The organism is Mesorhizobium sp. M1396, assembly GCF_040317725.1.
Classification (GTDB): domain Bacteria; phylum Pseudomonadota; class Alphaproteobacteria; order Rhizobiales; family Rhizobiaceae; genus Mesorhizobium.
On record NZ_JAMYLA010000001.1, the window covers coordinates 40,661 to 63,337 of the forward strand.

The 22,677-nt window shown below is 63.6% G+C and carries 15 protein-coding genes; 11 read left to right on the forward strand and 4 right to left on the reverse strand.

What is annotated here, in order from left to right:
- The 10 genes from NKH02_RS00225 to NKH02_RS00270 all read left to right on the forward strand — a co-directional run bounded on the left by NKH02_RS00225 (position 1) and on the right by NKH02_RS00270 (position 14,390).
- Positions 1-897: a class II glutamine amidotransferase gene (locus NKH02_RS00225; protein ID WP_352867143.1), complete on the forward strand. Its 897-nt coding sequence runs from the start codon at positions 1-3 to the stop codon at positions 895-897.
- A gap of 4 nt (positions 898-901) precedes the next feature.
- Positions 902-1,627 (forward strand): GltB/FmdC/FwdC-like GXGXG domain-containing protein, encoded by a 726-nt coding sequence (locus NKH02_RS00230; protein ID WP_352867145.1) that lies wholly within the window; start codon positions 902-904, stop codon positions 1,625-1,627.
- A gap of 6 nt (positions 1,628-1,633) precedes the next feature.
- Positions 1,634-2,962 carry an FMN-binding glutamate synthase family protein gene (locus NKH02_RS00235; protein ID WP_352875503.1) on the forward strand — a complete coding sequence of 443 codons (1,329 nt, stop codon included), beginning with the start codon at positions 1,634-1,636 and terminating at the stop codon, positions 2,960-2,962.
- 63 nt (positions 2,963-3,025) lie between these two features.
- Positions 3,026-4,333 (forward strand): type III glutamate--ammonia ligase, encoded by a 1,308-nt coding sequence (gene glnT / locus NKH02_RS00240; protein ID WP_352867149.1) that lies wholly within the window; start codon positions 3,026-3,028, stop codon positions 4,331-4,333.
- A 36-nt stretch (positions 4,334-4,369) separates the two neighbouring features.
- Positions 4,370-5,623: a sarcosine oxidase subunit beta family protein gene (locus NKH02_RS00245; RefSeq protein WP_352875504.1), complete on the forward strand. Its 1,254-nt coding sequence runs from the start codon at positions 4,370-4,372 to the stop codon at positions 5,621-5,623.
- A gap of 16 nt (positions 5,624-5,639) precedes the next feature.
- Positions 5,640-5,915, forward strand: coding sequence for a sarcosine oxidase subunit delta (locus NKH02_RS00250; protein WP_352875506.1), 276 nt, complete (start codon positions 5,640-5,642; stop codon positions 5,913-5,915).
- A gap of 196 nt (positions 5,916-6,111) precedes the next feature.
- On the forward strand, positions 6,112-9,093 hold the full coding sequence (locus tag NKH02_RS00255) for a sarcosine oxidase subunit alpha (RefSeq protein WP_352875507.1): 2,982 nt from the start codon (positions 6,112-6,114) through the stop codon (positions 9,091-9,093).
- On the forward strand, positions 9,086-9,712 hold the full coding sequence (locus NKH02_RS00260; RefSeq protein WP_352875508.1) for a sarcosine oxidase subunit gamma: 627 nt from the start codon (positions 9,086-9,088) through the stop codon (positions 9,710-9,712). The genes NKH02_RS00255 and NKH02_RS00260 overlap by 8 nt, the downstream gene beginning before the upstream one ends.
- 343 nt (positions 9,713-10,055) lie before the next feature.
- On the forward strand, positions 10,056-12,425 hold the full coding sequence (locus tag NKH02_RS00265; RefSeq protein WP_352875510.1) for a trimethylamine N-oxide demethylase: 2,370 nt from the start codon (positions 10,056-10,058) through the stop codon (positions 12,423-12,425).
- Positions 12,426-12,680: 255 nt separating this feature from the next.
- A complete protein-coding gene (locus tag NKH02_RS00270; protein ID WP_352875512.1) occupies positions 12,681-14,390 on the forward strand; it encodes a trimethylamine N-oxide permease in 1,710 nt (569 codons plus the stop codon).
- 80 nt (positions 14,391-14,470) lie between these two features.
- Here the strand turns inward: NKH02_RS00270 and NKH02_RS00275 are convergent, their stop codons facing one another.
- The 4 genes from NKH02_RS00275 to NKH02_RS00290 form a co-directional block, all read right to left on the reverse strand.
- Positions 14,471-17,611, reverse strand: a complete 3,141-nt coding sequence (locus NKH02_RS00275) for an efflux RND transporter permease subunit (protein WP_352875514.1) — start codon at positions 17,609-17,611, stop codon at positions 14,471-14,473.
- A gap of 193 nt (positions 17,612-17,804) precedes the next feature.
- The gene (locus tag NKH02_RS00280; RefSeq protein ID WP_352875516.1) at positions 17,805-18,953 is read right to left on the reverse strand and encodes an efflux RND transporter periplasmic adaptor subunit; all 1,149 of its coding nucleotides are present in this window, start codon (positions 18,951-18,953) and stop codon (positions 17,805-17,807) included.
- Positions 18,954-19,004: 51 nt separating this feature from the next.
- Positions 19,005-19,610, reverse strand: a complete 606-nt coding sequence (locus tag NKH02_RS00285) for a TetR/AcrR family transcriptional regulator (protein WP_352875518.1) — start codon at positions 19,608-19,610, stop codon at positions 19,005-19,007.
- Positions 19,611-19,798: 188 nt separating this feature from the next.
- Positions 19,799-21,439, reverse strand: coding sequence for an acyl-CoA synthetase (locus NKH02_RS00290; RefSeq protein ID WP_352875520.1), 1,641 nt, complete (start codon positions 21,437-21,439; stop codon positions 19,799-19,801).
- Positions 21,440-21,627: 188 nt separating this feature from the next.
- Between NKH02_RS00290 and NKH02_RS00295 the strand changes: the two genes are divergently transcribed.
- A complete protein-coding gene (locus NKH02_RS00295) occupies positions 21,628-22,593 on the forward strand; it encodes a sugar-binding transcriptional regulator (protein WP_352875522.1) in 966 nt (321 codons plus the stop codon).
- Positions 22,594-22,677 lie beyond the last annotated feature (84 nt).

Consider the following 22,677-nt stretch of genomic DNA (forward strand, 5'->3'; position numbering starts at 1 on the left):
ATGTGTGGAATTGTCGGACTGTTCTTGAAGGACAAGGCGCTGGAACCCCAGCTTGGGGCGATGCTGTCGCAGATGCTGATCTCGCTCAGCGATCGCGGCCCGGACAGCGCCGGCATCGCCATCTATGGCGCGCCTTCCAAAAATGAGGCCAAGATCACCATCCAGTCAGCCAAGCCAGAGCGCGATTTCCGAGATCTCGAGGCGGAACTCGCCAAGGCCATCGGCACGCCGGTGACGATCGCGGTAAAATCCACTCATGCGGTCGTCAGGATCACGCCCGCCAAGATCGACGAGGCACGCGAGACCATCCAGGCGCTGCGCCCCGACATCCGCATCATGGGCGCCGGCGACGTTGTCGAGATCTACAAGGAAGTTGGCCTGCCCGAGGCTGTCGTCGATCGCTTCGATGTCCGCAAGATGACCGGCACGCATGGCATCGGCCATACCCGCATGGCGACGGAATCGGCGGTGACGACTATGGGTGCGCATCCGTTCTCGACTGGGGCCGACCAGTGCCTGGTTCACAATGGTTCGCTGTCCAACCACAACAATGTCCGCCGCGAGCTGATCCGCGAAGGCATGACCTTCGAGACCGAGAACGACACCGAGGTCGCCGCCGCCTATCTCTCCTCGCAGATGGCGCATGGCAAGAATCTCGGCGAAGCGCTGGAAGGCACGCTCTCCGATCTCGACGGCTTCTTCACCTTCGTCGTCGGCACCAAGAACGGCTTCGGCGTGGTGCGCGACCCGATCGCCTGCAAGCCCGCCGTGATGGCCGAGACCGACCAGTATGTCGCCTTCGGCTCGGAATATCGCGCGCTGACCAAACTGCCCGGCATAGACAATGCGAGGGTCTGGGAACCCGAGCCCGCAACCGTCTATTTCTGGGAGCACTGAGTTCATGTCGGCAATCACCCTTTCAAAGACGGCGGCGCACGACCCTCGGGTCTTCGATCTCGACCAATTGTCGCTGCGCGAACTCAATCAGGCGCTTCACAATCTGGCTCCCGGCTCGAATGAAACAGCCTGGGAGGTGCTCCATCCGAAAGGCAGTCACTCGGTCGCCGTTGGCGTCGACCAGCCTGTCGCCATCGATGTGCGCGGCAGCGTCGGCTATTACTGCGGCGGCATGAATTCCGGCGGCACGATTACCGTGCATGGCTCGGCGGGGCCCGGTGTCGGCGAGAACATGATGTCGGGGTCGATCACCATCAAGGGCGACGCCAGCCAGTATGCCGGCGCCACCGGCAGGGGCGGCCTGCTGGTCATCGAAGGCAACGCATCGTCGCGCTGCGGCATTTCGATGAAGGGGATCGACATCGTCGTGCATGGCAATATCGGTCACATGTCGGCATTCATGGCGCAGTCGGGCAATCTGGTGGTGCTGGGAGACGCGGGCGACGCGCTGGGCGATTCCATCTACGAGGCGCGGCTGTTCGTGCGCGGCAAGGTCGACAGCCTGGGTGCCGATTGCATCGCCAAGGAGATGCGGGCCGAACATCTGGAGTTGCTGCAGGGCCTGCTCGATCGCGCCGGCGTCACCGGCGTCAAGCCGTCGGAATTCAAGCGCTATGGCTCGGCGCGCACGCTCTACAATTTCAATATCGACAACGCCGACGCGTATTGAGGCAGCATGACCTACAGGAACCCGCCGACGACGCCGCGCAAATCCGCGACCTTCGACGACTATACGCTTTCCGAAATTCGCCGTGCCGCGGCGACCGGAATCTATGACATCCGTGGCGGCGGCGCCAAACGCAAGCTGCCGCATTTCGACGACCTCTTGTTCCTCGGCGCCTCGATCTCGCGTTACCCGCTCGAAGGCTATCGCGAACGCTGCGACACCAGCGTGGTGCTGGGTTCGCGCCATGCCAAGAAGCCGATCGAGCTGAAGATCCCGATCACCATAGCCGGCATGAGCTTTGGTTCGCTGTCGGGGCCCGCCAAGGAAGCACTTGGGCGCGGCGCGACGCTGGCCGGCACCTCGACCACCACGGGCGATGGCGGCATGACCGAGGAAGAGCGCGGCCATTCCAAGCAGCTGGTCTATCAATACCTGCCCTCCCGCTATGGCATGAACCCGCGCGATTTGCGCCGTGCGGATGCAATCGAGGTGGTCGTCGGCCAGGGCGCCAAGCCCGGCGGCGGCGGCATGCTGCTTGGCCAGAAGATCTCCGACCGCGTCGCCGAAATGCGCACGCTGCCGAAAGGCATCGACCAGCGCTCGGCCTCGCGCCACCCGGACTGGACCGGACCCGACGATCTCGAGATCAAGATCCTCGAACTGCGTGAAATCACCGACTGGGAAAAACCGATCTACGTCAAGGTTGGCGGCGCGCGGCCCTATTATGACACCGCGCTTGCCGTGAAGGCCGGCGCCGATGTCGTCGTCGTCGACGGCATGCAGGGCGGCACCGCCGCGACCCAGGAAGTGTTCATCGAGAATGTCGGCATGCCGACGCTTGCCTGCATCAGGCCTGCGGTGCAGGCGCTGCAGGATCTCGGCATGCACCGCAAGGTGCAGCTGATCGTCTCCGGCGGTATCCGCAACGGCGCCGATGTCGCCAAGGCGCTGGCGCTCGGCGTCGACGCGGTCTCGATCGGCACGGCTGCCCTTGTCGCGCTCGGCGACAACGATCCCCATTGGGAGGCGGAGTATAACGAACTCGGCACCACGGCCGGCGCCTATGACGACTGGCACGAGGGGCGCGATCCGGCCGGCATCACCACGCAGGACCCAGAACTGATGAAGCGGGTCGATCCTATCGCCGCCGGACGCCGGCTGGCGAACTACCTCAAGGTGATGACGCTCGAGGCGCAGACCATTGCGCGTGCGTGCGGCAAGAACAGTCTGCACAATCTCGAACCCGAGGACCTCGTCGCGCTGACGATCGAGGCAGCCGCCATGGCTGGCGTGCCGCTGGCCGGCACCAACTGGATACCGGGGAAGAACGGCTTCTGATCAACGAAGGGCCGAAGCCCACATGCTCTGGGGCCAACAATCGACAAAAAATGGGGAACTACGGTGACAATTGATCTTGCTGAATTCGCAAGGGCGAAAAACGTCAAATACTTCATGATTTCCTACACCGACCTGTTCAGTGGCCAGCGTGCCAAGCTGGTGCCGGCGCAAGCGATCGCCGACATGCAGAAGGACGGCGCCGGCTTTGCCGGTTTCGCCACCTGGCTCGACCTGACGCCGGCGCATCCCGACATGCTGGCGGTGCCGGATCCGGATTCGGTCATCCAGCTGCCGTGGAAGCCGGAGGTCGCCTGGGTCGCAGCCAACTGCATCATGGACGACAAGGAGGTCGATCAGGCGCCGCGCAACACGCTGAAGCGGCTGATCGCGGAAGCCGCCAGTGATGGCATGCATGTCAAGACCGGCGTCGAAGCCGAGTTCTTCCTGATCTCACCCGACGGCAAGACGATTTCCGACGAATACGACACGGCGTCGAAGCCGTGCTACGACCAGCAGGCGGTGATGCGCCGCTACGATGTCATCGCGGAAATCTGCGATCATATGCTGGCGCTCGGCTGGGGCGCCTACCAGAACGACCACGAGGACGCCAACGGCCAGTTCGAGATGAACTGGGCCTTCGACGACGCGCTGGCGACCGCCGACAAGCACTCGTTCTTCAAGTTCATGGTCAAGTCGATCGCGGAAAAGCATGGCCTGCGCGCCACCTTCATGCCCAAACCCTTCCAGGGGCTGACCGGCAATGGCTGCCATGCCCATATCTCGGTGTGGGACAAGGCCGGCAAGACCAATGTCTTCGCCGACAATGCGATGGAACTCGGCCTGTCGGCCAAGGGCAGGAATTTCCTCGGCGGCATCATGAAGCATGCTTCGGCCCTGGCTGCGATCACCAACCCGACGGTGAACTCCTACAAGCGCATCAACGCGCCGCGCACCATTTCGGGTGCGACCTGGGCGCCGAACACGGTGACCTGGACCGGCAACAACCGCACCCACATGGTGCGCGTGCCCGGCCCCGGCCGCTTCGAACTGCGCCTGCCGGATGGTGCCGCCAACCCCTATCTCCTGCAGGCGGTCATCATCGCGGCCGGCCTCGACGGCGTCCGCTCGAAGGCCGATCCCGGCAAGCGCTACGACATCGACATGTACCAGAACGGACATACTGTGAAGGGCGCGCCGAAGCTGCCGCTCAACCTGCTCGACGCGCTGCGCGAGTTCGACAAGGACAAATCGCTGAAGGCGGCGCTGGGTGAGGAATTCTCGTCGGCCTACCTAAAGCTGAAGCATCAGGAATGGAATTCCTATGCTTCGCACTTCACGCAATGGGAGCGCGACCACACGCTGGACATCTGACCACCAGCGCGATGCGAGCGACCTCGGAATGAACGCATGAAATACTCGATTTTCTCGCTCGCCCGCGCCGCCCTGTCCGGCCACAAGAACTGGCAACGCACCTGGCGCGATGCCACGCCGAAGGACCATTACGACGTGGTGATCATAGGTGGAGGCGGTCACGGGCTGGCAACCGCCTGGTTCCTGGCCAGCGAGTACGGCATCAAGAACGTCGCTGTGCTCGAAAAAGGCTGGATCGGCTCCGGCAATGCCGGCCGCAACACCACCATCATCCGCTCCAATTACGGCCTGCCCGGCAACACCGGCTTCTACGAGCTATCGATGAAGCTGTGGGAAAGGATGGAGCAGGACCTCAACTACAACACGATGGTCAGCCAGCGCGGCGTCATCAACCTCTACCACTCCGACGCGCAGCGCGACGCCTATGCGCGGCGCGGCAACACGATGCGCATCAACGGCATCGACGCCGAACTGCTCGACCTCGCCGCGGTCAGGAAGATGATACCGTTCCTGAACTTCGACAATGCGCGCTTTCCCGTGCAGGGCGGGCTCTTGCAGCGGCGCGGCGGCACGGCACGGCATGACTCCGTTGTCTGGGGCTACGCGCACGCGGCGAGCGAACTCGGCGTCGACATCATCCAGAACTGCGAGGTCACCGGTTTTACCCGCGACGCCAATGGCAAGGTGACCGGCGTCGAGACATCGCGCGGCAGGATCGGCGCCGGCAAGGTCGGCATGGCTGTTGCCGGCAGTTCGTCGCGCGTGGCGGCGATGGCCGGCCTGCGCCTGCCGATCGAAAGCCATGTGCTGCAGGCCTTCGTCTCCGAGGCGATCAAGCCACTCATTCCCGGTGTCATGACCTTCGGCGCCGGCCATTTCTACGTCAGCCAGTCCGACAAGGGCGGGCTGGTCTTCGGCGGCGACATTGACGGCTACAATTCCTATGCCCAGCGCGGCAACATGCCTGTCATGGAAGACGTCTGCGAGGGCGGCATGGCGCTGATGCCGATGATCGGCCGCGTGCGGCTGCTGCGCCAATGGGGCGGCATCATGGACATGTCGATGGACGGTTCGCCGATCATCGACAAGACGCCGGTCGACGGGCTCTATCTCAACGCCGGCTGGTGCTATGGCGGCTTCAAGGCGACGCCGGGCTCGGGCTTTGTGTTCGCCCACCTTCTGGCCCGCGATGCGCCGCACGAAGAGGCGGCGCGGTTCCGCCTCGACCGCTTCCGGCGCGGCGCGATGATCGACGAGAAGGGCCAGGGCGCCCAACCGAACCTGCATTGAAGGCGGTTAGAAGCAAATGCGCATTGTCTGTCCCTTCTGCGGTGAACGCGAACTCGGCGAGTTCACCTATCTCGGCGACGCCAAGCCGGTGCGGCCAGTGGCCGGCGCCTCGGAAGACGAGGTGTTCGACTATGTCTACCTGCGCGACAACATCGCCGGGGAGACCAGCGAATACTGGTACCATGGCGGCGGCTGCAGGGCCTGGCTGAAGGTTGCACGCAACACGCTGACGCATGAGATTTCGGCCGTGGAGCCGGCTGCGGGTGCTGGGGCGAGGCAGGTCGCGAAATGAGTTTTCCTGTCCAAGTCAGCGCTGCCCCTCATCGCCCTGCCGGGTACTTCTCCCCGTATAGTGACGGGGAGAAGGGAGCTGGCCGCAACGAGAGCGCCCCTCTCCCCGTCACTATACGGGGAGAGGATGCCGGCAGGCAGGTGAGGGGCAGCGCGACGCTCCCGCATGACATCGAATCGATGAGAGGCCGGCAATCGTGACGTCCAGCCAATCCCATCGTCTCCCTTCCGGCGGTCTGATCGACCGCTCGGCGCCGCTGAACTTCCGCTTCGACGGCAAGGCTTTCTCCGGCTTTCAGGGCGACACGCTCGCCTCGGCGCTTATCGCCAACGGCGTCAAGCTGGTCGGCCGCTCGTTCAAATACCATCGCCCGCGCGGCATCCTCACCGCCGGTTCGGAAGAACCCAACGCGCTGGTCGAATTGCGCACGGGCGCCCGGCGCGAGCCGAACACCAAGGCGACGACGGCGGAGCTCTATGACGGGCTGGAAGCCGCCAGCCAGAACCGCTGGCCGTCGCTGCGCCATGATGTGATGTCGGTGAACCAGCTATTCGCGCCGATCTTCGTCGCCGGCTTCTACTACAAGACCTTCATGTGGCCGGCGAAATTCTGGGAAGCCATCTACGAGCCGGCGATCCGCCGCGCCGCCGGTCTCGGCCGCGCTGCCGGCGTTGCCGATCCCGACCACTACGACAAGGCATGGGCGCATTGCGATGTGCTGATCGCAGGCTCCGGCCCGGCCGGTTTGGCCGCGGCATTGGCAGCCGGCCGCGCCGGCGCCCGCGTCATCCTGTGCGAAGAGGATTTCACGCTCGGCGGCCGCTTGCTGTCGGACGGCGGCACAATCGATGGCCTGCCGGCAGCCGAGTGGCTGTCGCGGTCACTGGCAGAACTGGCTGATATGCCCGACGTCCGCATCACGACCCGCACGACTTTGTTCGGTGTCTACGATGGCGGCACCTATGGCGCGATCGAGCGGGTCAACGACCATTTGCCCCAGCCGCCCGAGCATCAGGTGCGCCAGCGCTTGTGGCGGATCGTGGCCAAGCGCTGTGTCGTCGCGGCCGGCGCCATCGAACGGCCGATCGTCTTTGCCGGCAACGACACGCCCGGCGTGATGATGGCCTCCGCCATGCGGACCTATGTCGCGCGCTACGCGGCAACGCCGGCCAAACGCATCGCGCTGTTCACCAACAATGAGGATGGCTGGCGCACGGTCGAGACGGCCCTCGGTGCCGGACTGCGGATTGCCGCGGTCATCGATGCGCGGCCTGATGTATCTCCAGCCCACCGATCGCTCGCCTCCAAGGGTGGCTTCGCGGTGCTGCACGGCTCCGTCAGTGGTGTCGAGGGCGGCAAGGACGGCGTCAGGAAAATCGCGGTGTCGCTCACCGGCGGTGCGCGCGCCGAGGTCGAAGCCGACGGGCTCGCTGTCTCCGGCGGCTGGAACCCGGCGGTCGGACTGACATCCTACCATCGCGGCCGGCCGACATGGCGTGACGACATATCAGCCTTCGTGCCAGATGGCGCCCCTCCGGGCATGGTTGCCGCCGGTGCCGCGAACGGCGACTTCGGCCTCGGCGCCTGCCTGAGCCGAGGATTTGCCGCCGGCGCGGCAGCGGCGCGTGACGCGGGGCACAATGGTACGGCGGGCGCTGGTCCTGTCGCCGACGACGAGGCGTTTTCACTGACGCCGCTCTGGCATGTCGCCGGAAAGGGCAAGGCCTTTGTCGATTACCAGCACGATGTGACCGCTTCCGACATCGAACTGGCGCAGCGCGAGGGCTTTGAATCCGTCGAGCACCTGAAGCGCTACACGACGCTCGGCATGGCCACCGACCAGGGCAAGACCTCGAATGTTGCCGGTCTCGCCATCATGGCGGCGGTCAGCGGCCGTTCCATTCCAGAGACCGGCACGACGATCTACCGGCCGCCCTATGTGCCGGTCGCCATCGGCGCCTTCGCCGGTCATCACCGCGATGAGACTTTCCATGCGACGCGGCTGACGCCGTCGCATCACTGGGCGGCCGAACAAGGCGCCGTCTTCGTCGACACCGGCTTGTGGAAGCGTGCACAATGGTATCCGCGCGCCGGCGAGAAGGACTGGCTGGAATCGGTCACCCGCGAGGTCAAGGCGGTGCGCGGCGGCGTCGGCTTCTGCGATGTCTCGACGCTCGGCAAGATCGATGTGCACGGGCCGGATGCCGGCGCCTTCCTCGACCGCGTCTACATCAACACCTTCTCCAGTCTTGCGGTGGGAAAAGCGCGCTACGGGCTGATGCTGCGCGAAGACGGCATCGTCTACGACGACGGCACGACGTCGCGGCTGGCCGAGGACCACTATTTCCTGACCACCACCACGGCCAAGGCCGGACTGGTGATGCAGCATCTCGAATTCTGCCGCCAGGTGCTGTTCCCGGAACTCGACGTGCAGTTGACCTCGGTTTCGGATCAGTGGGCACAATTCTCGATCGCCGGACCCAAGACTCGTGACCTGCTCCAGGAGATAGTCGATCCGACGGAAGACCTGTCGAACGAAGGCTTTCCGTTCATGGGCGCGCGCGAGGTCAGCTTACGCGGCGGCCTCACGGCACGGCTGTTCCGCATCTCATTCTCCGGCGAAATGGCCTTCGAGATTTCAGTGCCGGCACGCTTTGGCGACGCCATGGCGCGCAATCTGATGCTGGCCGGCGCGCCATTCGGTGTGACGCCATACGGCACCGAGGCGCTTGGGGTCATGCGCGTCGAAAAGGGGCACATCGCCGGACCGGAACTGAGCGGCACGACGACGGCGGCCGATCTTGGCTTGGGCAAGATGATGTCGACCAAGAAGGATTATATCGGCCGAGTGATGGCCGGACGTGAGGCGCTGATCGCCCCGGATCGCCAGGTCGTGGTCGGCATCAAGCCGACGGACAAGGCACGCCGCTTGCGCTCCGGCGCGCACATCATTCCGAAGGAGCAGACGCCCGGACCGGGTAACGACCAGGGCTATGTCACCTCGGTCTGTTTCTCGCCGACATCAGATCAATGGATCGGGCTGGCCTTGGTCGAGCGCGGCCGCGAGCGCATCGGCGAGATCGTACACGCGCACGACCCGATACGCGGCGAGGACTATGACGTCGAACTGTGCAATCCCGTCTTCTACGATCCGGATGGAGGGCGCCAGCGTGGCTGATTTTTCCTGGGCTCCCCGCAGTCCCCTCGAGCATGCGCTGGTCGCCGGTAGGCATGGTGCAAGCAGCATCGAGGCCGGCGTTTCGTTGACCGAGATCCGCAATTTCGACCTGATCCAGGTAATGGCGCGGCGCGGCCAAGCGGCCGAGCTGGCAAAGGCGGCCATAGCCCGTTTTGGCGTGGCGGCTCCCGATGCGCCCAAGGCGATACAGGCTCAGGACGCCACGCTGATCTGGTCCGGACCGGATCAGTTCTTCGTCCTGTCGAAGGGCGGCAAGCACACAATGCAAACGCTGGCGCCGGCATTGTCCGGTCCTGCCTCGCTGTCCCACCAATCGCATGCGCGAGTGGTGGTCAGCATTTCCGGAGCCAAGGCGCGGATGATGCTGGCAAAACTGGCGTCGATCGATCTGCATGCGGGAGCATTTCCGATTGGCGCTGCCGCCGCAACCTCGATGGACCATACCAGCGTGACGCTCTGGCGCGGGAATGACAGGGCGGATGGGCTGACGGTGTTCAGGTTACTGGTGTTTGCGACGTTTGCCGAAAGCCTTTGGCATACGATGCTCGACTCGGCTGCGGAATATGGAGTTGCTGTCAGCCATTCCGAGGAATTTTAACTCGCCAATTCCAGATCTCGGCGCTGCCATTGCCCTGCCGGGCATTTCTCCCCGTAAACGGGGCGAAAGAGGCTGGCCGCAATGCCGGTGCCTTTTGCATCGCTGGCGATTGGCGAAAGCAACGAGGACAGCGTCCTTCGCCCCGTTTACGGGGAGAAGATGGCGGCAGCCAGATGAGGGGCGGCGCCGACGTTCGGAGACAAGCCTGATCGGCGAAATTCAACCTGAGCCGACTGCGCCCGAAATGCCACCTCCGCCTTGCCAAACGCAACCGCACTGCTATTCTTGCTGCTAAAATAATTTCACACACAGGCAAACTTGTTTCTCGAACCGCAAGGCTGAGATGAGCCAGTCGCCCTACCCCGCAATTGCAGCCGGACCGCCCCGGCCGAGCCTCATCCTGAGGCCCGGCCAGATCGCGCTGCCGACCGGCATGGAGCGTTATACGATACAGGGCAACGGCGCGGTGCTGATCGACATCGAGCCCGGCGACACGATCAGCGTGCGCAATGTCGAAGGCGGACAGGCTTGTGAATTACTGGCCTGGGACAAGACCGGCGCGACCGATGCCGGCATTTTTGGGGAAACATCGAACAGCAATGCAGCCGGCATCAAGGCGCTGCTCGCGGAGGGCGACGATAGTCTCGCATCGCTACGGGGCGGGCTCGCGCGCCGGCAGGTGCAGCTTGATCAGGCGAAGGCCGTGCGCGTATTTGGCGGCACCACGCCAGCCGGCACCGAGCAGGGTTTCACGGTCATACGCGACGGCGCGATGGTCATCGCCGCTCCCGGCGGGCCGATGCTGGTCGACGGCCACGACACGGCAACGCCACTTACCGTCATCGTCCGGCGCGCCACCATCCGCCCAGTGGCAAAATCGCAATTGGCTGATCCCCTGGCCGACCCGGTGCTCGACCTGCGTGTCCACTCGGCGACGGCGGAATCCTACTTCGTCAAGGCCGGCGATTATCTGCAGATCATCGATGTCGACGGGCGCCAGTGCACCGACTTCCAGTGCTTCTCGGCCCGCAAGCTGGACAAGGGATTCGACCATCCACTCGATGTGACGACGACCCGCACGCTGATGGGTGCAAGTTATCCGATGCCCGGCCTGTATTCGAAATATTACGACCAGGACATGGAGCCGCTGGTCGAAGTGGTGCAGGATACGTGCGGCCGGCACGATGCGTTCGCGCTCGCTTGCGCGGCGAAATATTACGACGACATCGGCTATCCCGGCCACATCAACTGCTCGGAGAATTTCAACCGCGCGCTGGCCGACAAAGGCGTCAATCCTCGTGCCGGCTGGATGGCGATCAACTTCTTCTTCAACACCGCGATCGACGCGCATGGTGTCATGGTGTCCGACGAGCCGTGGTCGCGGCCCGGCGACTATGTGTTGCTGCGCGCGCTCACCGACATTGTCTGCGTTTCCTCCGCCTGCCCCGACGACACGACGCCGGCCAATGGCTGGAACCCGACCGACATCCATGTGCGCACCTATTCCGGCCAGCACAAATTCTCGCGAGCGATCGCCAGACGCATGACGCCTGATTCGGAACCGAAAATGACCCGCGAGACATCCTTTCATTCGAGCTTTGCCAAGCACACCCGCAACTTCATCGAGTACAGGGGCTACTGGCTGGCCAATTCCTTCGCCAAGGAAGGGCCGATCGCCGAATACTGGGCCTGCCGGCAGGACGCGGTGATCATGGACCTGTCGCCGCTGCGCAAGTTCGAGGTCACCGGCCCGGATTCGGAAGCGCTGCTGCAGTACACGCTGACCCGCGACGTGAAAAAGCTCGGCGTCGGCCAGGTCGTCTATTCCGCCATGTGCTACGAGCATGGCGGCATGATCGACGACGGCACGCTGCTGCGCCTCGGCAAGGATAATTTCCGCTGGGTCGGCGGCGACGATCTGTCCGGCGAATGGCTGCGCGAAACAGCGGCGAAACTCGGCCTCAAGGTGCTGGTGCGCTCGTCGACCGACCAGATGCACAATGTCGCCGTGCAAGGTCCGAAGAGCCGCGACATCCTCCGAGAAGTCATCTGGACCTCGCCGCTGCAGCCGTCGATCGACGAGCTCGAATGGTTCCGCTTTGCGGTGGCGCGCATCGGTGGCGGCAACGGCATTCCGGTCGTCGTCTCCCGCACCGGCTATACCGGCGAACTCGGCTACGAGATCTGGTGCCATCCGCGCGACGCCGAAAAAGTGTTCGACGCCATCTGGGAGGCCGGCCGGCCGCACGGACTGAAGCCGATGGGGCTGCAGGCACTCGACATGGTGCGCATTGAGGCCGGGCTGATCTTCGCCGGTTACGAATTCTCCGACCAGACCGACCCGTTCGAGGCCGGCATCGGCTTCACCGTCCCGCTGAAGAGCAAGACCGACGATTTCATCGGCCGCGAGGAGCTGATCCGCCGCAAGGAGCACCCGCGGACGAAGCTGGTCGGCCTCGATATCGATGCCAATGTCGCCGTCGGCCATGGCGACTGCGTGCATGTCGGCCGCGCCCAGATCGGCGTCGTCACCTCAGCCATGCGTTCGCCGGTGCTGAACAAGAACATCGCGCTGGCCAGGCTCGACATCACCCATGCCGCCGTCGGTACCGAGGTCGAGATCGGCAAGCTCGACGGCAATGCCAAGCGGCTGCCGGCGCGCGTCGTCGCCTTCGCGCACTACGATCCGCAAAAGACCAAGCCGCGTTCCTGACCGCCGCCTTCGCGATGGTTTGGCCGGCTGACCGGCGATGTCGCCGGCCGTGTGAGTCCGTGCGCTCACAAGCGTGATGTGCACGACTTCACAAAACGCTTGACCTGAAAGCGCGCCGGATCAATCTTCACTGTTAAGAAAAAAATGCGACTGAGTGGAAACACCGGCAGTCGCTCAATGCACGCGTCGATGATGAAGCCTCGCAAAGTCGCGGCCGTCACGAACGGGGAACATCAAAAAGGGGAACAAAGACACATGAGCACGATAACGACTGCCCTGGAGCCGCTTGCGGAAGGCAAGCTGCATCGGAACATAGATTGGCGCGGCGCCTTCTGGGTGGCGAGTGGCGTCCCTGCCCTCGTCCTGTTCTCGATCGGCGGCATCGCCGGCACGACCGGCACGCTGGCCTTCGCGATCTGGATCGCCTCCATGATCATGGGCTTCCTGCAATCCTTCACCTATGCCGAGATCGCCGGCCTGTTCCCGAACAAATCCGGCGGCGCCTCGATCTACGGAGCCACGGCCTGGCTGCGCTATTCCAAATTCATCGCGCCGCTGTCGGTCTGGTGCAACTGGTTCGCCTGGTCGCCGGTGCTGTCGCTCGGCTGCTCGATCGCCGCAGCCTATATCCTCAACGCGCTGGCGCCGGTGCCGCTGTTCACCGATGCCTCGCCGGATGTCGTTGCCTATATCGCGGCGCATGCCGGAACGAGTGCCGCCGACGCCATCACGGCGGTGACCGCCGCCGCGACGCCGGCGATCCGCAGCTGGACGCTTTACAGCCACACGCTGGGACCGGTCTCGTTCACGTTCAACGCGACCTTCTTCATCGGCGCGGTGCTGATGCTGATCATCTTCGCCATCCAGCATCGCGGCATCCTCGGGACGGCAAATGTGCAGAAATATATCGGCCTGCTGGTGATCATCCCGATGCTGATCGTCGGCATCGTGCCGATCATCACCGGCCAGATCAACTGGGCGAATTTTTCGCCATTTGTGCCGCTGGCTGCTGCCTACGCGCCCGAGCCCGGCTCGTGGAACATTGCCGGCTGGACGCTGGTGCTCGGCGGCATGTTCATCGCCGCGTGGTCGACCTACGGATTCGAGACCGCCGTCTGCTACACTTCGGAGTTCAAGAACCCGGGCACCGACACGTTCAAGGCCATCTTCTATTCCGGTCTGCTCTGCATGCTGCTGTTCATCCTGGTGCCGTTCACCTTCCAGGGCGTGCTTGGCTTGAACGGTATGCTGGCCACCCCGATCGTCGACGGCTCGGGCGTTGCCGACGCTCTGGCCGGCATGGTCGGCGGCGGCGCGCTCATCCACAGCCTCTTGGTGATGCTGATGATCCTGGCGCTGGTGCTGTGCATCATGACCGCCATGGCCGGCTCTTCGCGCACGCTCTACCAAGGCTCGGTCGACGGCTGGCTGCCGCGCTATCTGAGCCACGTCAACGAGCACGGCGCACCGACCCGCGCCATGTGGACCGATCTCGTCTTCAACCTGATCGTGCTGGCCATCGCCTCGGCCGACGCGACGAGCTTCTTCTTCATCCTCGCCGTGTCGAACTGCGGCTACATCATCTTCAACTTCCTCAACCTCAACGCCGGCTGGATCCACCGCATCGACAACGGCCATATCGCGCGGCCTTGGAAGGCGCCGAGCTGGCTGCTCGGGATCGGGGCGATCTTCGCCTATGTCAACGCCATCTTCATGGGCGCCGGCGCCAAGGTGTGGAACCCGATGGCACTGTGGGCCGGACTGATCACAGCGGCGCTGATCATCCCGGTGTTCTGCTTCCGCCACTACGTCCAGGACAAGGGCAAGTTCCCCGACCACATGCTGGCCGACCTCGGCATGACGGGAGCCGACCTCTCGGTCAAAAAGGCAGGCATGCTACCCTATCTGACGCTGGTCGCCGGCGTGGTGGTGATGCTGCTCGCCAACTGGTTCTTCGTCATCTGACGACTTCCGGAAAAGTCGGCAGCGGAAAGCCGTAACAGGATGGACAATCGGCCGGTCGAAACTCGACCGGCCGATATCGTTTATTCAGCCGCCAGGGCCAGTTGAGGCCTTTCGGCTTCTTCGCTGGGTGCCAAATCGTCTTCCTTCTCGGCAACCCTCTTGGGCTCGCGGCCGAAGAACAGGGCATAGCCCGCCGGCAGGACCAGGATGGTCAGCACGGTGGCAACGAGGATGCCGCCCATCATGGCGTAGGCGAGCGGCCCCCAGAACACGCCGCGCGAGATCGGGATCAGTGCCAGCACCGCCGTCATCGCCGTCAGCACGATCGGCCTGAAGCGGCGCACGGCCGAGCCGATGATCGCTTCGGAGCGATCCATGCCTCTCGCAATGTCCTGGTCGATCTGGTCGACCAGGATGATCGAGTTGCGCATGATGATGCCAAGCAGAGCGATGACGCCGAGGATGGCGACGAAGCCGAACGGCGCGCCGCTGATCAAAAGGGCCGCCGCAGCACCGATGATGCCGAGAGGACCGGTCGCCAGAACCAGCATCGCCTTGCCGAAATGCTGCAGCTGGATCATCAACAGCACGACGATGACGGCCAGCATGATCGGCGCCTTGGCGGCGATCGAAGCCTGGCTTTCCGCCGAATCCTCCGCACCGCCCTGAATCTCGATCTTGTAGCCGGGCGCCAGCCCGTCACGCAGGCCCTGCATGTCCTTGTACATCTTGGTGATGACGTCGTTGGACTGCACGCCATCCGGCAGCGTCGCCCGCACGCTGATGGTCGGCAAGCGGTCGCGGCGCCATTCGATGCCTTGCTCCAGCACCGGCACAACCTTGGCTACCTGCGATAGCGGCACGAAGCCGCCGAAATCGGTCGGAATATAGACGGAGTCGACCGAGGACAGCAGGCTGCGGCTGGCATCCGGCTCGCGGGCGACGATCGACACCGTCTCCTCGCCGTCGCGGAAGTCGTCGAGCGGCACGCCGGACATGGCCGCCTGCAGCATCTGGCGGATGCGCTGCGAGGTGACGCCGAGCGCACGGGCGCGATCCTGGTCGATGACCAGCTTCATTGCCGGCACCGGTTCGAGCCAGTCGTCATGGACTGCGCCAAGCAGCGGATCCTCGCGGAACTTCGCCTTCACCTGGTCGGCGATGCGGCGCACCTCCTGGCGATCCGGTCCCATGACGCGCATCTGCACCGGCCAGCCGGTCGGCGGCCCAAGGAACAGGCGGTCGACCTTGGCGCGGATCGACGGGAAATCTTGTGCCAGGACGGTGCGCAATTTGACGATCAGCCGTTCGCGTGCCGGTTCGTCATTGGCCATGACGAGCAGCTGGGCGAAGTTCGGATTGCGCAATTGCTGGTCGAGCGGCAGGAAGAAGCGCGGCGCACCCTCACCGATATAGGTAGCGATGAAGCGCTTGTCCTTGTCGTCCATCATCTTGGCTTCGAGCGCCTTGGCCTGCGCCTCGACCTCCTTGATGCTGGTGCCTTCCGGCAGCCAGAGATCGACGAGGATTTCCGGCCGCGAAGACTGCGGGAAGAAGTTCTGCGGGATGAACTGGAAAGCCCACAGGCTGGTGCCGAAGGTCACCAGAGTCATCGTCAGGACGATGATGCGATGGCGCACCGCCCAGCCGACGGTTCCGCGCAGCCGGCGATAGAAGCGCGTGTCGAAGGCGTCGTGATGGCTGCCGGCATGCTTGCGCTGCTTGAGGATCATATTGCCGAGCCATGGCGTGAAATACACCGCGACGAACCAGGAGACGACCAGCGCGATGCCGACGACATAGAACAGGGTGCGGACATATTCGCCGGCCGTCGAGGCGGCGAAACCGACCGGGATGAAGCCGGCCGTGGTGATCAGCGTGCCGGTCAGCATCGGGAACGCGGTCGAGGAATAGGCGAAGCTTGCCGCCTCGATCTTGACCAGCCCCTCTTCCAGCTTGCGCTCCATCATCTCGACGACGATCATAGCATCATCGACAAGCAGGCCGAGCGCGATGATCAGCGCGCCGAGCGAGATGCGCTGCAGGTCGATGCCGAGCTCGTACATGATGGCGAAGGTGGCGGCGAGCACCAGCGGGATGGTGATGGCGATGATCAAGCCCGAGCGCCAGCCGATCGACAGGAACGAGACGACGAGCACGATCAGCAGCGCTTCGCCGAGCGCATGCATGAACTCGGCCACCGCATCCGTGACGACGCCCGGCTGGTCGGAAATCTGGTCGACCGAAACGCCGTAAGGCAGCGCCTCCTCGAAGCGCTTGTAGGTGGCCTCGACGTCCTTGCCGACATCGGTGACCTTAAAGCCCTTGGCCATGACGACGCCAAGCTGCACGCTGTCATGACCGTTGAAGCGGTATTTGCGCTGGAACGGATCTTCCAGCCCCGAGGTCACCGTGGCGATGTCGCCCAGCCTTGTGACCTGACCGCCGGCGCGCAGGCGCAGGTTCCTGATGTCCTCGACCTTGCCGACATCGCCTTCGACGGAGATGCGGACCGAATTGGTGCCGGTTTCGACGGAGCCGGCCGGGTCGACATTGTTCTGTCCCTTGATCGCGTTCTGCAGATCGGTCAGGGTCAGACCACGTTCGGCGAGCGCCTTGGACGAGACGTCGATGTAGAGTTTTTCCGGCTGGTCGCCGATGATGACGGCTTTCTCGACGCCGGGCGTCGTCAAAAGCATGTCGCGTGCCTGGATGGCAAACTTCTTCAACTCGGGGTAGCTGAAGCCATCGCCGCTGATCGAATGCAGCGTGATGAAGGTGTCGCCGAACTCGTCGTTGAAATAGGGGCCGAGCAGACCCTGCGGCAGGTCGCCTGATATATCGCCGACCTTCTTGCGCACCTGATAAAAGGCGTCGGTCACTTCCGCCGTGTTGGTGTCGCCCTTGATCTGCACCGTGATGATGGCACTTCCCGCGCGGGTGAAGGAGCGCACGAAGTCGAGATGCGGCGTCTCCTGCAGCTTGCGCTCGATCTTGTTGACGACCTGGTCTTCCATCTCCTTGATCGAGGAGCCCGGCCAGATCGCCTGGACCACCATGACCCGGAAGGTGAAATCGGGATCTTCCTTCTGGCCCATGCGCATCAGGCCGAGCGCGCCGGAAATGATGATCAAGCCGAACAGGAACCGCGCAATGGACGGATGGCCGATTGCCCAGCGCGACAGGTTGAAAGGCCGCTTTTCTTCCGTGGAATTGGTCATGGATGCAGATCCATCTGTTCAACAATCGAGTTCGGATCGGCTTCCGGGCGGCAAGGCTCTCCGAGCGGAGAAACACTCATCGCGGTGGGACGCGAGCATCGATGTGGGGGTTACATCAATCGAGCGTCTCAGGTCGGGCGCTTGCCGCCCGGAAACCAGCGGCTGCGGGAACGCGCAGCCGGTTGTCTGTCGTTCAGCGCACCTGCTTGGCGTCGCCGTCGTCACCCGCCGCGGAGGCCGATTGCAGCACCGTATCGCCGGCGAGTTTCACCTTGAGGTTCTCGGTCATGAACTGTGTGCCGGCGGCGACCACGATGTCGCCAGGCTTCAAACCCTCCGCGACACGCACACCATCGGCGGCGAACTTGGCTATCTTGACCGGACGGGCATGAACGGTGTCGGCGTCCCGATCGACGGTCCAGACGATCGACTGGCTGTCTTTCTCAGCCAGTGCGCTCAGCGGGATCGAAACGAGTTGCCGCTCATTGGCCGCCGACGCTTCGATGCTGGCGGTCATGCCGAGAAGCACACGCGGATCCTTGGGCAGGCTGACGCGGACGGCAAAGGTGCGCGACTGCGGATCGGCGCTGCCGGCGACTTCACGGACCTTGCCGTCCAGCGCCAGCGCGTCGTCGGACCAGAAGCCCGCCTTGACGATCTTGCCTGGCTTGAATTCGGCGATCTCCATCTCAGGGACAGCGATCAGCACTTCCTTTTCGCCGTCAACGGCGACGGTGACCACCGGCGATCCGGAGCCGACCACCTGGCCGACATCGGCGCTGACCGCGGTAACGATGCCATCCCTGTCGGCCTTGAGGTCGGTATAGCCAACCTGGTTCCTGGCCTGGGCAAGCGTCGAGCGAGCGGAATCGCGAGTGGCGACGGCTTGGTCGTAGGCCAGGGTCGCCTGCTCCAGCTGCGATTTCGGCGCGAATTTCTTGTCGAACAGCTGTTCGGCGCGCTTGCGGGCAAGCTCTGATGTCTCGACCTGCCGATCGGCGGCATCAAGGGCTGCCTGCGCGCTCTTGACCGATAGGTCGTAATCGATGGGATCGATGCGGGCGAGGACATCGCCCGAGGCCACGTGCTGGCCGATGTCGACGAGGCGCTCTGTGATCTTGCCGTTGACCCGGAAAGCCAGCGCACTTTCGGTGCGAGCCCGCACCGAGCCGGAATAGGAGAGCGTGCGGGTATCATGCGCCTGGGCGATCTCGACGACCTTGACCGGCCGGATGATGTCCTTGACTTCGGCTTTTTCTTGGCTGCAGCCGGCGAGCCCGAGGGCCGCGACCATCAGGCCGGCAACTGGTAGTTTGCGGAGGATGGAACTGGACAAAGACATCTTGTTACTCCCGACTGGAGATGAACGGTCGACACCGGCCTTCGGTGGTTATTATTTCAGAGCCCTGATCGCATAGTCGATCAGGTCGTCGGGCATCGCCCGGTTGGTCTTGGCAAGGCATTGCGCCACCATCTGCGGATGGCACAGGATGACGGTCGTGGCGCCGAAACACCGCGACGCGATCACCGGATCCTGCTCCCTGAACTCACCGGCCTCGATGCCGTCGCGGATCACTTCCGCAAACAGGTCGTGAATGCTGTCGACATGCTTGTCGATGACGGCCCAGTCCCGTTCGAGTGCGACGACGACCATCTCGTGGACCTTCTGCTCGTCGAGCATGACCTCCATGGTCATCTTGTATTGGGCGTGCACGTAGCGCCGAAGGCGCTCCTCGGCGCTGATCGGCAGGTGGGCAATCTCGTAGGCCAGCTTGTAGCTCGCGCCGAGCATCCGGCCGCAGACTGCCTGGTGGATTTCCACCTTGGAGGCGAAGAAGCGGTAGATGTTGGCCGGCGACATGCCGAGTTCGCGGGCGATGTCGGCGACATTGGTCTTGCCGTAGCCATAGTGGCGGAACAGGCGCTCGGCGCAATCGAGAATGCGCGTCACATTTTCCTGTCGGGCGGCGTCGGCGACGATGGTGGCGGCTTCGGACATGATCCTCTATCGATTTACGAGTGACGAATTTCAATTTTCATCACTCGTAAATCGAAATGGGCGGCCTGTCAATGCGATTTCAACGTACTTGTACGATTGGTGACAGATGGTGACATTCGATAGACGTCACGAAGGCACCCGAGGATGCGGACTGCTGAAAATATTTTCCGCGAGAGGCCGTCGGCGTTTCAGGCGACCTTTGCTATTTCGCGCAGCCGGAACTTCTGGATCTTGCCGGTCGAGGTCTTCGGGATTTCGGCGAAGATCACCGCCTTCGGCACCTTGAAGCGGGCAAGCAGCGCGCGGCAATGCTCGATGATTTCGGCTTCGGTCGCGGCCCTGCCGGGTTTCAGCTCGACATAGGCGACCGGCACCTCGCCCCATTTGTCATCGGGCCTGGCGACAACACCGCAAGAGGCAACGGCAGGGTGTTTGTAGAGCGCATCCTCGACCTCGATCGAGGAGATATTCTCGCCGCCCGAGATGATGATGTCCTTGGAGCGATCCTTGAGCTGGATGTAGCCATCGGGATGCATGACGCCGAGATCGCCGGAATGGAACCAGCCGCCGGCAAAGGCTTCGTCGCTGGCCTTGCGGTTCTTCAGGTAGCCCTTCATGACGATGTTGCCGCGGAACATGACCTCGCCGATGGTCTCGCCGTCCGCCGGCGTCGTCCGCATCGTCTCGGGATCCATGATGGTCAGGCCTTCGAGTGCCGCGTAGCGTACGCCCTGCCGTGCCTTTTTGGCACTGCGCTCGCCCTTTTCGAGATCGTCCCAGGCGCCATGCCATTCGTTGACGACCGCCGGGCCGTAGGTCTCGGTGAGGCCGTAGAGATGGGTGACGGCGAAGCCGGCGTCGGCCATCCCCGACAGCACGGCTTCCGGCGGCGGTGCGGCCGCGGTGTTGAAGGTCACCGTCTGCGGAAATTCCCGCTTGTCCTCGTCCTTCGCATTGATCAGCACCGACATGACGACCGGCGCGCCGCATAGATGGGTGACGCCGTGATCGGCAATCGCATCGTAGATCGGCTTCGGCCGCATCCAGCGCAGGCAGACATGGGTCCCGGCCTGGACGGCAAGCGTCCAGGGGAAACACCAGCCATTGCAGTGGAACATCGGCAGCGTCCATAGATAGACCGCATGCTTGGCCATGCCTGCATGGATGGTGTTGGTGTAGGCCATGAGGGCAGCGCCGCGATGGTGGTACACCACGCCCTTCGGATTGCCTGTCGTTCCGGAGGTGTAGTTGAGCGAGATGGCGTCCCATTCGTCGTCGGGCATCGACCAGGCGAAATCCGCGTCGCCGCCGGCGACAAAGGCCTCATAGTCGAGCGCGCCAATGCGCTCGCCTTTCGGATAGGGCGCGTCGGCGGCGTAGTCGGGATCGTCATAATCGATGACCAGCGGCTTGACCTTGGCCAGTTCCAGGGCCTGCTTGACGACGCTGGAGAACTCGCGGTCGACGATCAGCAACTTGGTCTCGGCATGATCGAGCTGGAAGGCGATGACCGCGGCATCGAGGCGTGTGTTGAGCGAATGCAGCACCGCCTTGGTCATCGGCACGCCGAAATGCGCCTCCAGCATCGGCGGCGTGTTGGACAGCATGACCGTGACCGTGTCGCTCTTGCCGATGCCGCGCTTCTGAAGCGCCGAGGCGAGCTTCAGCGACCGCCGCCAGAAATTGCGATAGTCGATGCGCTGGCGGCCATGGATGATGGCGATATGGTCGGGATAGGTCCTGGCCGCGCGCTCCAGATAGGTGAGCGGCGTCAGCGGCTGATGGTTGGCCGCGTTCTTGTCGAGATCCTGTTCGTAAGGATTGCCCATCCCATGCTCCCCGCGTTTTCTTTAGACCTTCTAATCTCAGGCTCGGGCCGCGTCACCATCAACGATGCCCCGTTGAAGCGCATTTGGCGCAATGATGATCCAGATTTGCCGCGCCAAAGGGCATCGCATACCCTTGTCCAGTTTGACTTTTGTCGAGAGCCATGAATAATGTCAGCCGAGGAGACGGCATGGCGATCCGACCGGCAGAACAACTTATCCACAAGGCCGCCTGGCTCTATTATGCCCATGGCCTGCGGCAGGACCAGGTGGCAAGCCAGCTTAACATTTCCCGCGCTTCGGTCGCCATGTATCTGCGCAAGGCGCGCGAGACCGGCATCGTCAACATCTCGACCTCGACCCAACTTTTCACCGACGATGTGCTGGCGCGCAAGCTCGAGGATGCGCTGGGCCTCGACGCCGTCTGGATCGCGCCGGAAAACGCCCATATCGCCGACCCGTCGACGGAAATCGCCGTGCTGGCGGCAAGCGTCTTTCTCGAACTGGTCAAGAAGGGCGACCGCATCGGCGTCGCCTGGGGCCGCACCGTCTACATGATCGCCGACATCATGTCCTATGCCGACCTGCAGGATGTTACGGTGGTGCAACTCTGCGGCAATCTCGGTGCGCCCTATTCCTATCGGCCCGACCAATGCACGATGGAGATCGCGCGGCGGCTCAACGCCAAGGGCCTCAATTTCTACGCGCCGCTGGTGCTGTCGACGGAAGAGCTGGCACGCGCGCTGCGGGCCGAACCGGTGATCCGCGAACAATTGTCGGGCGTCGGTGAATGCGATCTGGCGCTGTACTCGGTCGGCGCGGTCGACGCCGACAGCCACCTGGTCAAATGCGGCGCGCTGACACCAAGTGAAATGGCGGAGCTGCGCGGCCGAGGCGCCGCCGGCGTCATTGCCGGGCAGATCATCGACGCCGACGGCAAGGTGCTCGACTGCAGCTACAACCGCCGTGTGATATCAGCCGAGCTTGCCTCGCTGCGCGCCATCGCTCGGCGGCTGATGGTGGTGCAGGAGGACAGCAAGTTCGAACCGCTGCTCGCGGCGATCACGGGCGGCCTTTGCACGCATCTGGTGGTCGGCGCGCGCATGGCGCAGCGGCTCTTGGATCACGCGGCCGCCGCGACAGAAAAGGCCTCCTAGGAAACACCATCTCCGCCGCCGGCGCACTGTCATCAAAGCGTCGCGGCATTCCTGTTTCACCATCAAAGACAGCAACCGGACGAA

What these genes read in the sequence shown, in the direction of transcription:
- NKH02_RS00270 (WP_352875512.1), top strand. Translation starts at nt 12,681, where the DNA reads ATGAGCACGATAACGACTGCCCTGGAGCCGCTTGCGGAAGGCAAGCTG.
- NKH02_RS00285 (WP_352875518.1), bottom strand. Translation starts at nt 19,610, where the DNA reads ATGTCCGAAGCCGCCACCATCGTCGCCGACGCCGCCCGACAGGAAAAT.
- NKH02_RS00230 (WP_352867145.1), top strand. Translation starts at nt 902, where the DNA reads ATGTCGGCAATCACCCTTTCAAAGACGGCGGCGCACGACCCTCGGGTC.
- NKH02_RS00295 (WP_352875522.1), top strand. Translation starts at nt 21,628, where the DNA reads ATGGCGATCCGACCGGCAGAACAACTTATCCACAAGGCCGCCTGGCTC.
- NKH02_RS00225 (WP_352867143.1), top strand. Translation starts at nt 1, where the DNA reads ATGTGTGGAATTGTCGGACTGTTCTTGAAGGACAAGGCGCTGGAACCC.
- NKH02_RS00275 (WP_352875514.1), bottom strand. Translation starts at nt 17,611, where the DNA reads ATGACCAATTCCACGGAAGAAAAGCGGCCTTTCAACCTGTCGCGCTGG.
- NKH02_RS00250 (WP_352875506.1), top strand. Translation starts at nt 5,640, where the DNA reads ATGCGCATTGTCTGTCCCTTCTGCGGTGAACGCGAACTCGGCGAGTTC.
- NKH02_RS00245 (WP_352875504.1), top strand. Translation starts at nt 4,370, where the DNA reads ATGAAATACTCGATTTTCTCGCTCGCCCGCGCCGCCCTGTCCGGCCAC.
- NKH02_RS00290 (WP_352875520.1), bottom strand. Translation starts at nt 21,439, where the DNA reads ATGGGCAATCCTTACGAACAGGATCTCGACAAGAACGCGGCCAACCAT.
- NKH02_RS00265 (WP_352875510.1), top strand. Translation starts at nt 10,056, where the DNA reads ATGAGCCAGTCGCCCTACCCCGCAATTGCAGCCGGACCGCCCCGGCCG.
- NKH02_RS00235 (WP_352875503.1), top strand. Translation starts at nt 1,634, where the DNA reads ATGACCTACAGGAACCCGCCGACGACGCCGCGCAAATCCGCGACCTTC.
- NKH02_RS00280 (WP_352875516.1), bottom strand. Translation starts at nt 18,953, where the DNA reads ATGTCTTTGTCCAGTTCCATCCTCCGCAAACTACCAGTTGCCGGCCTG.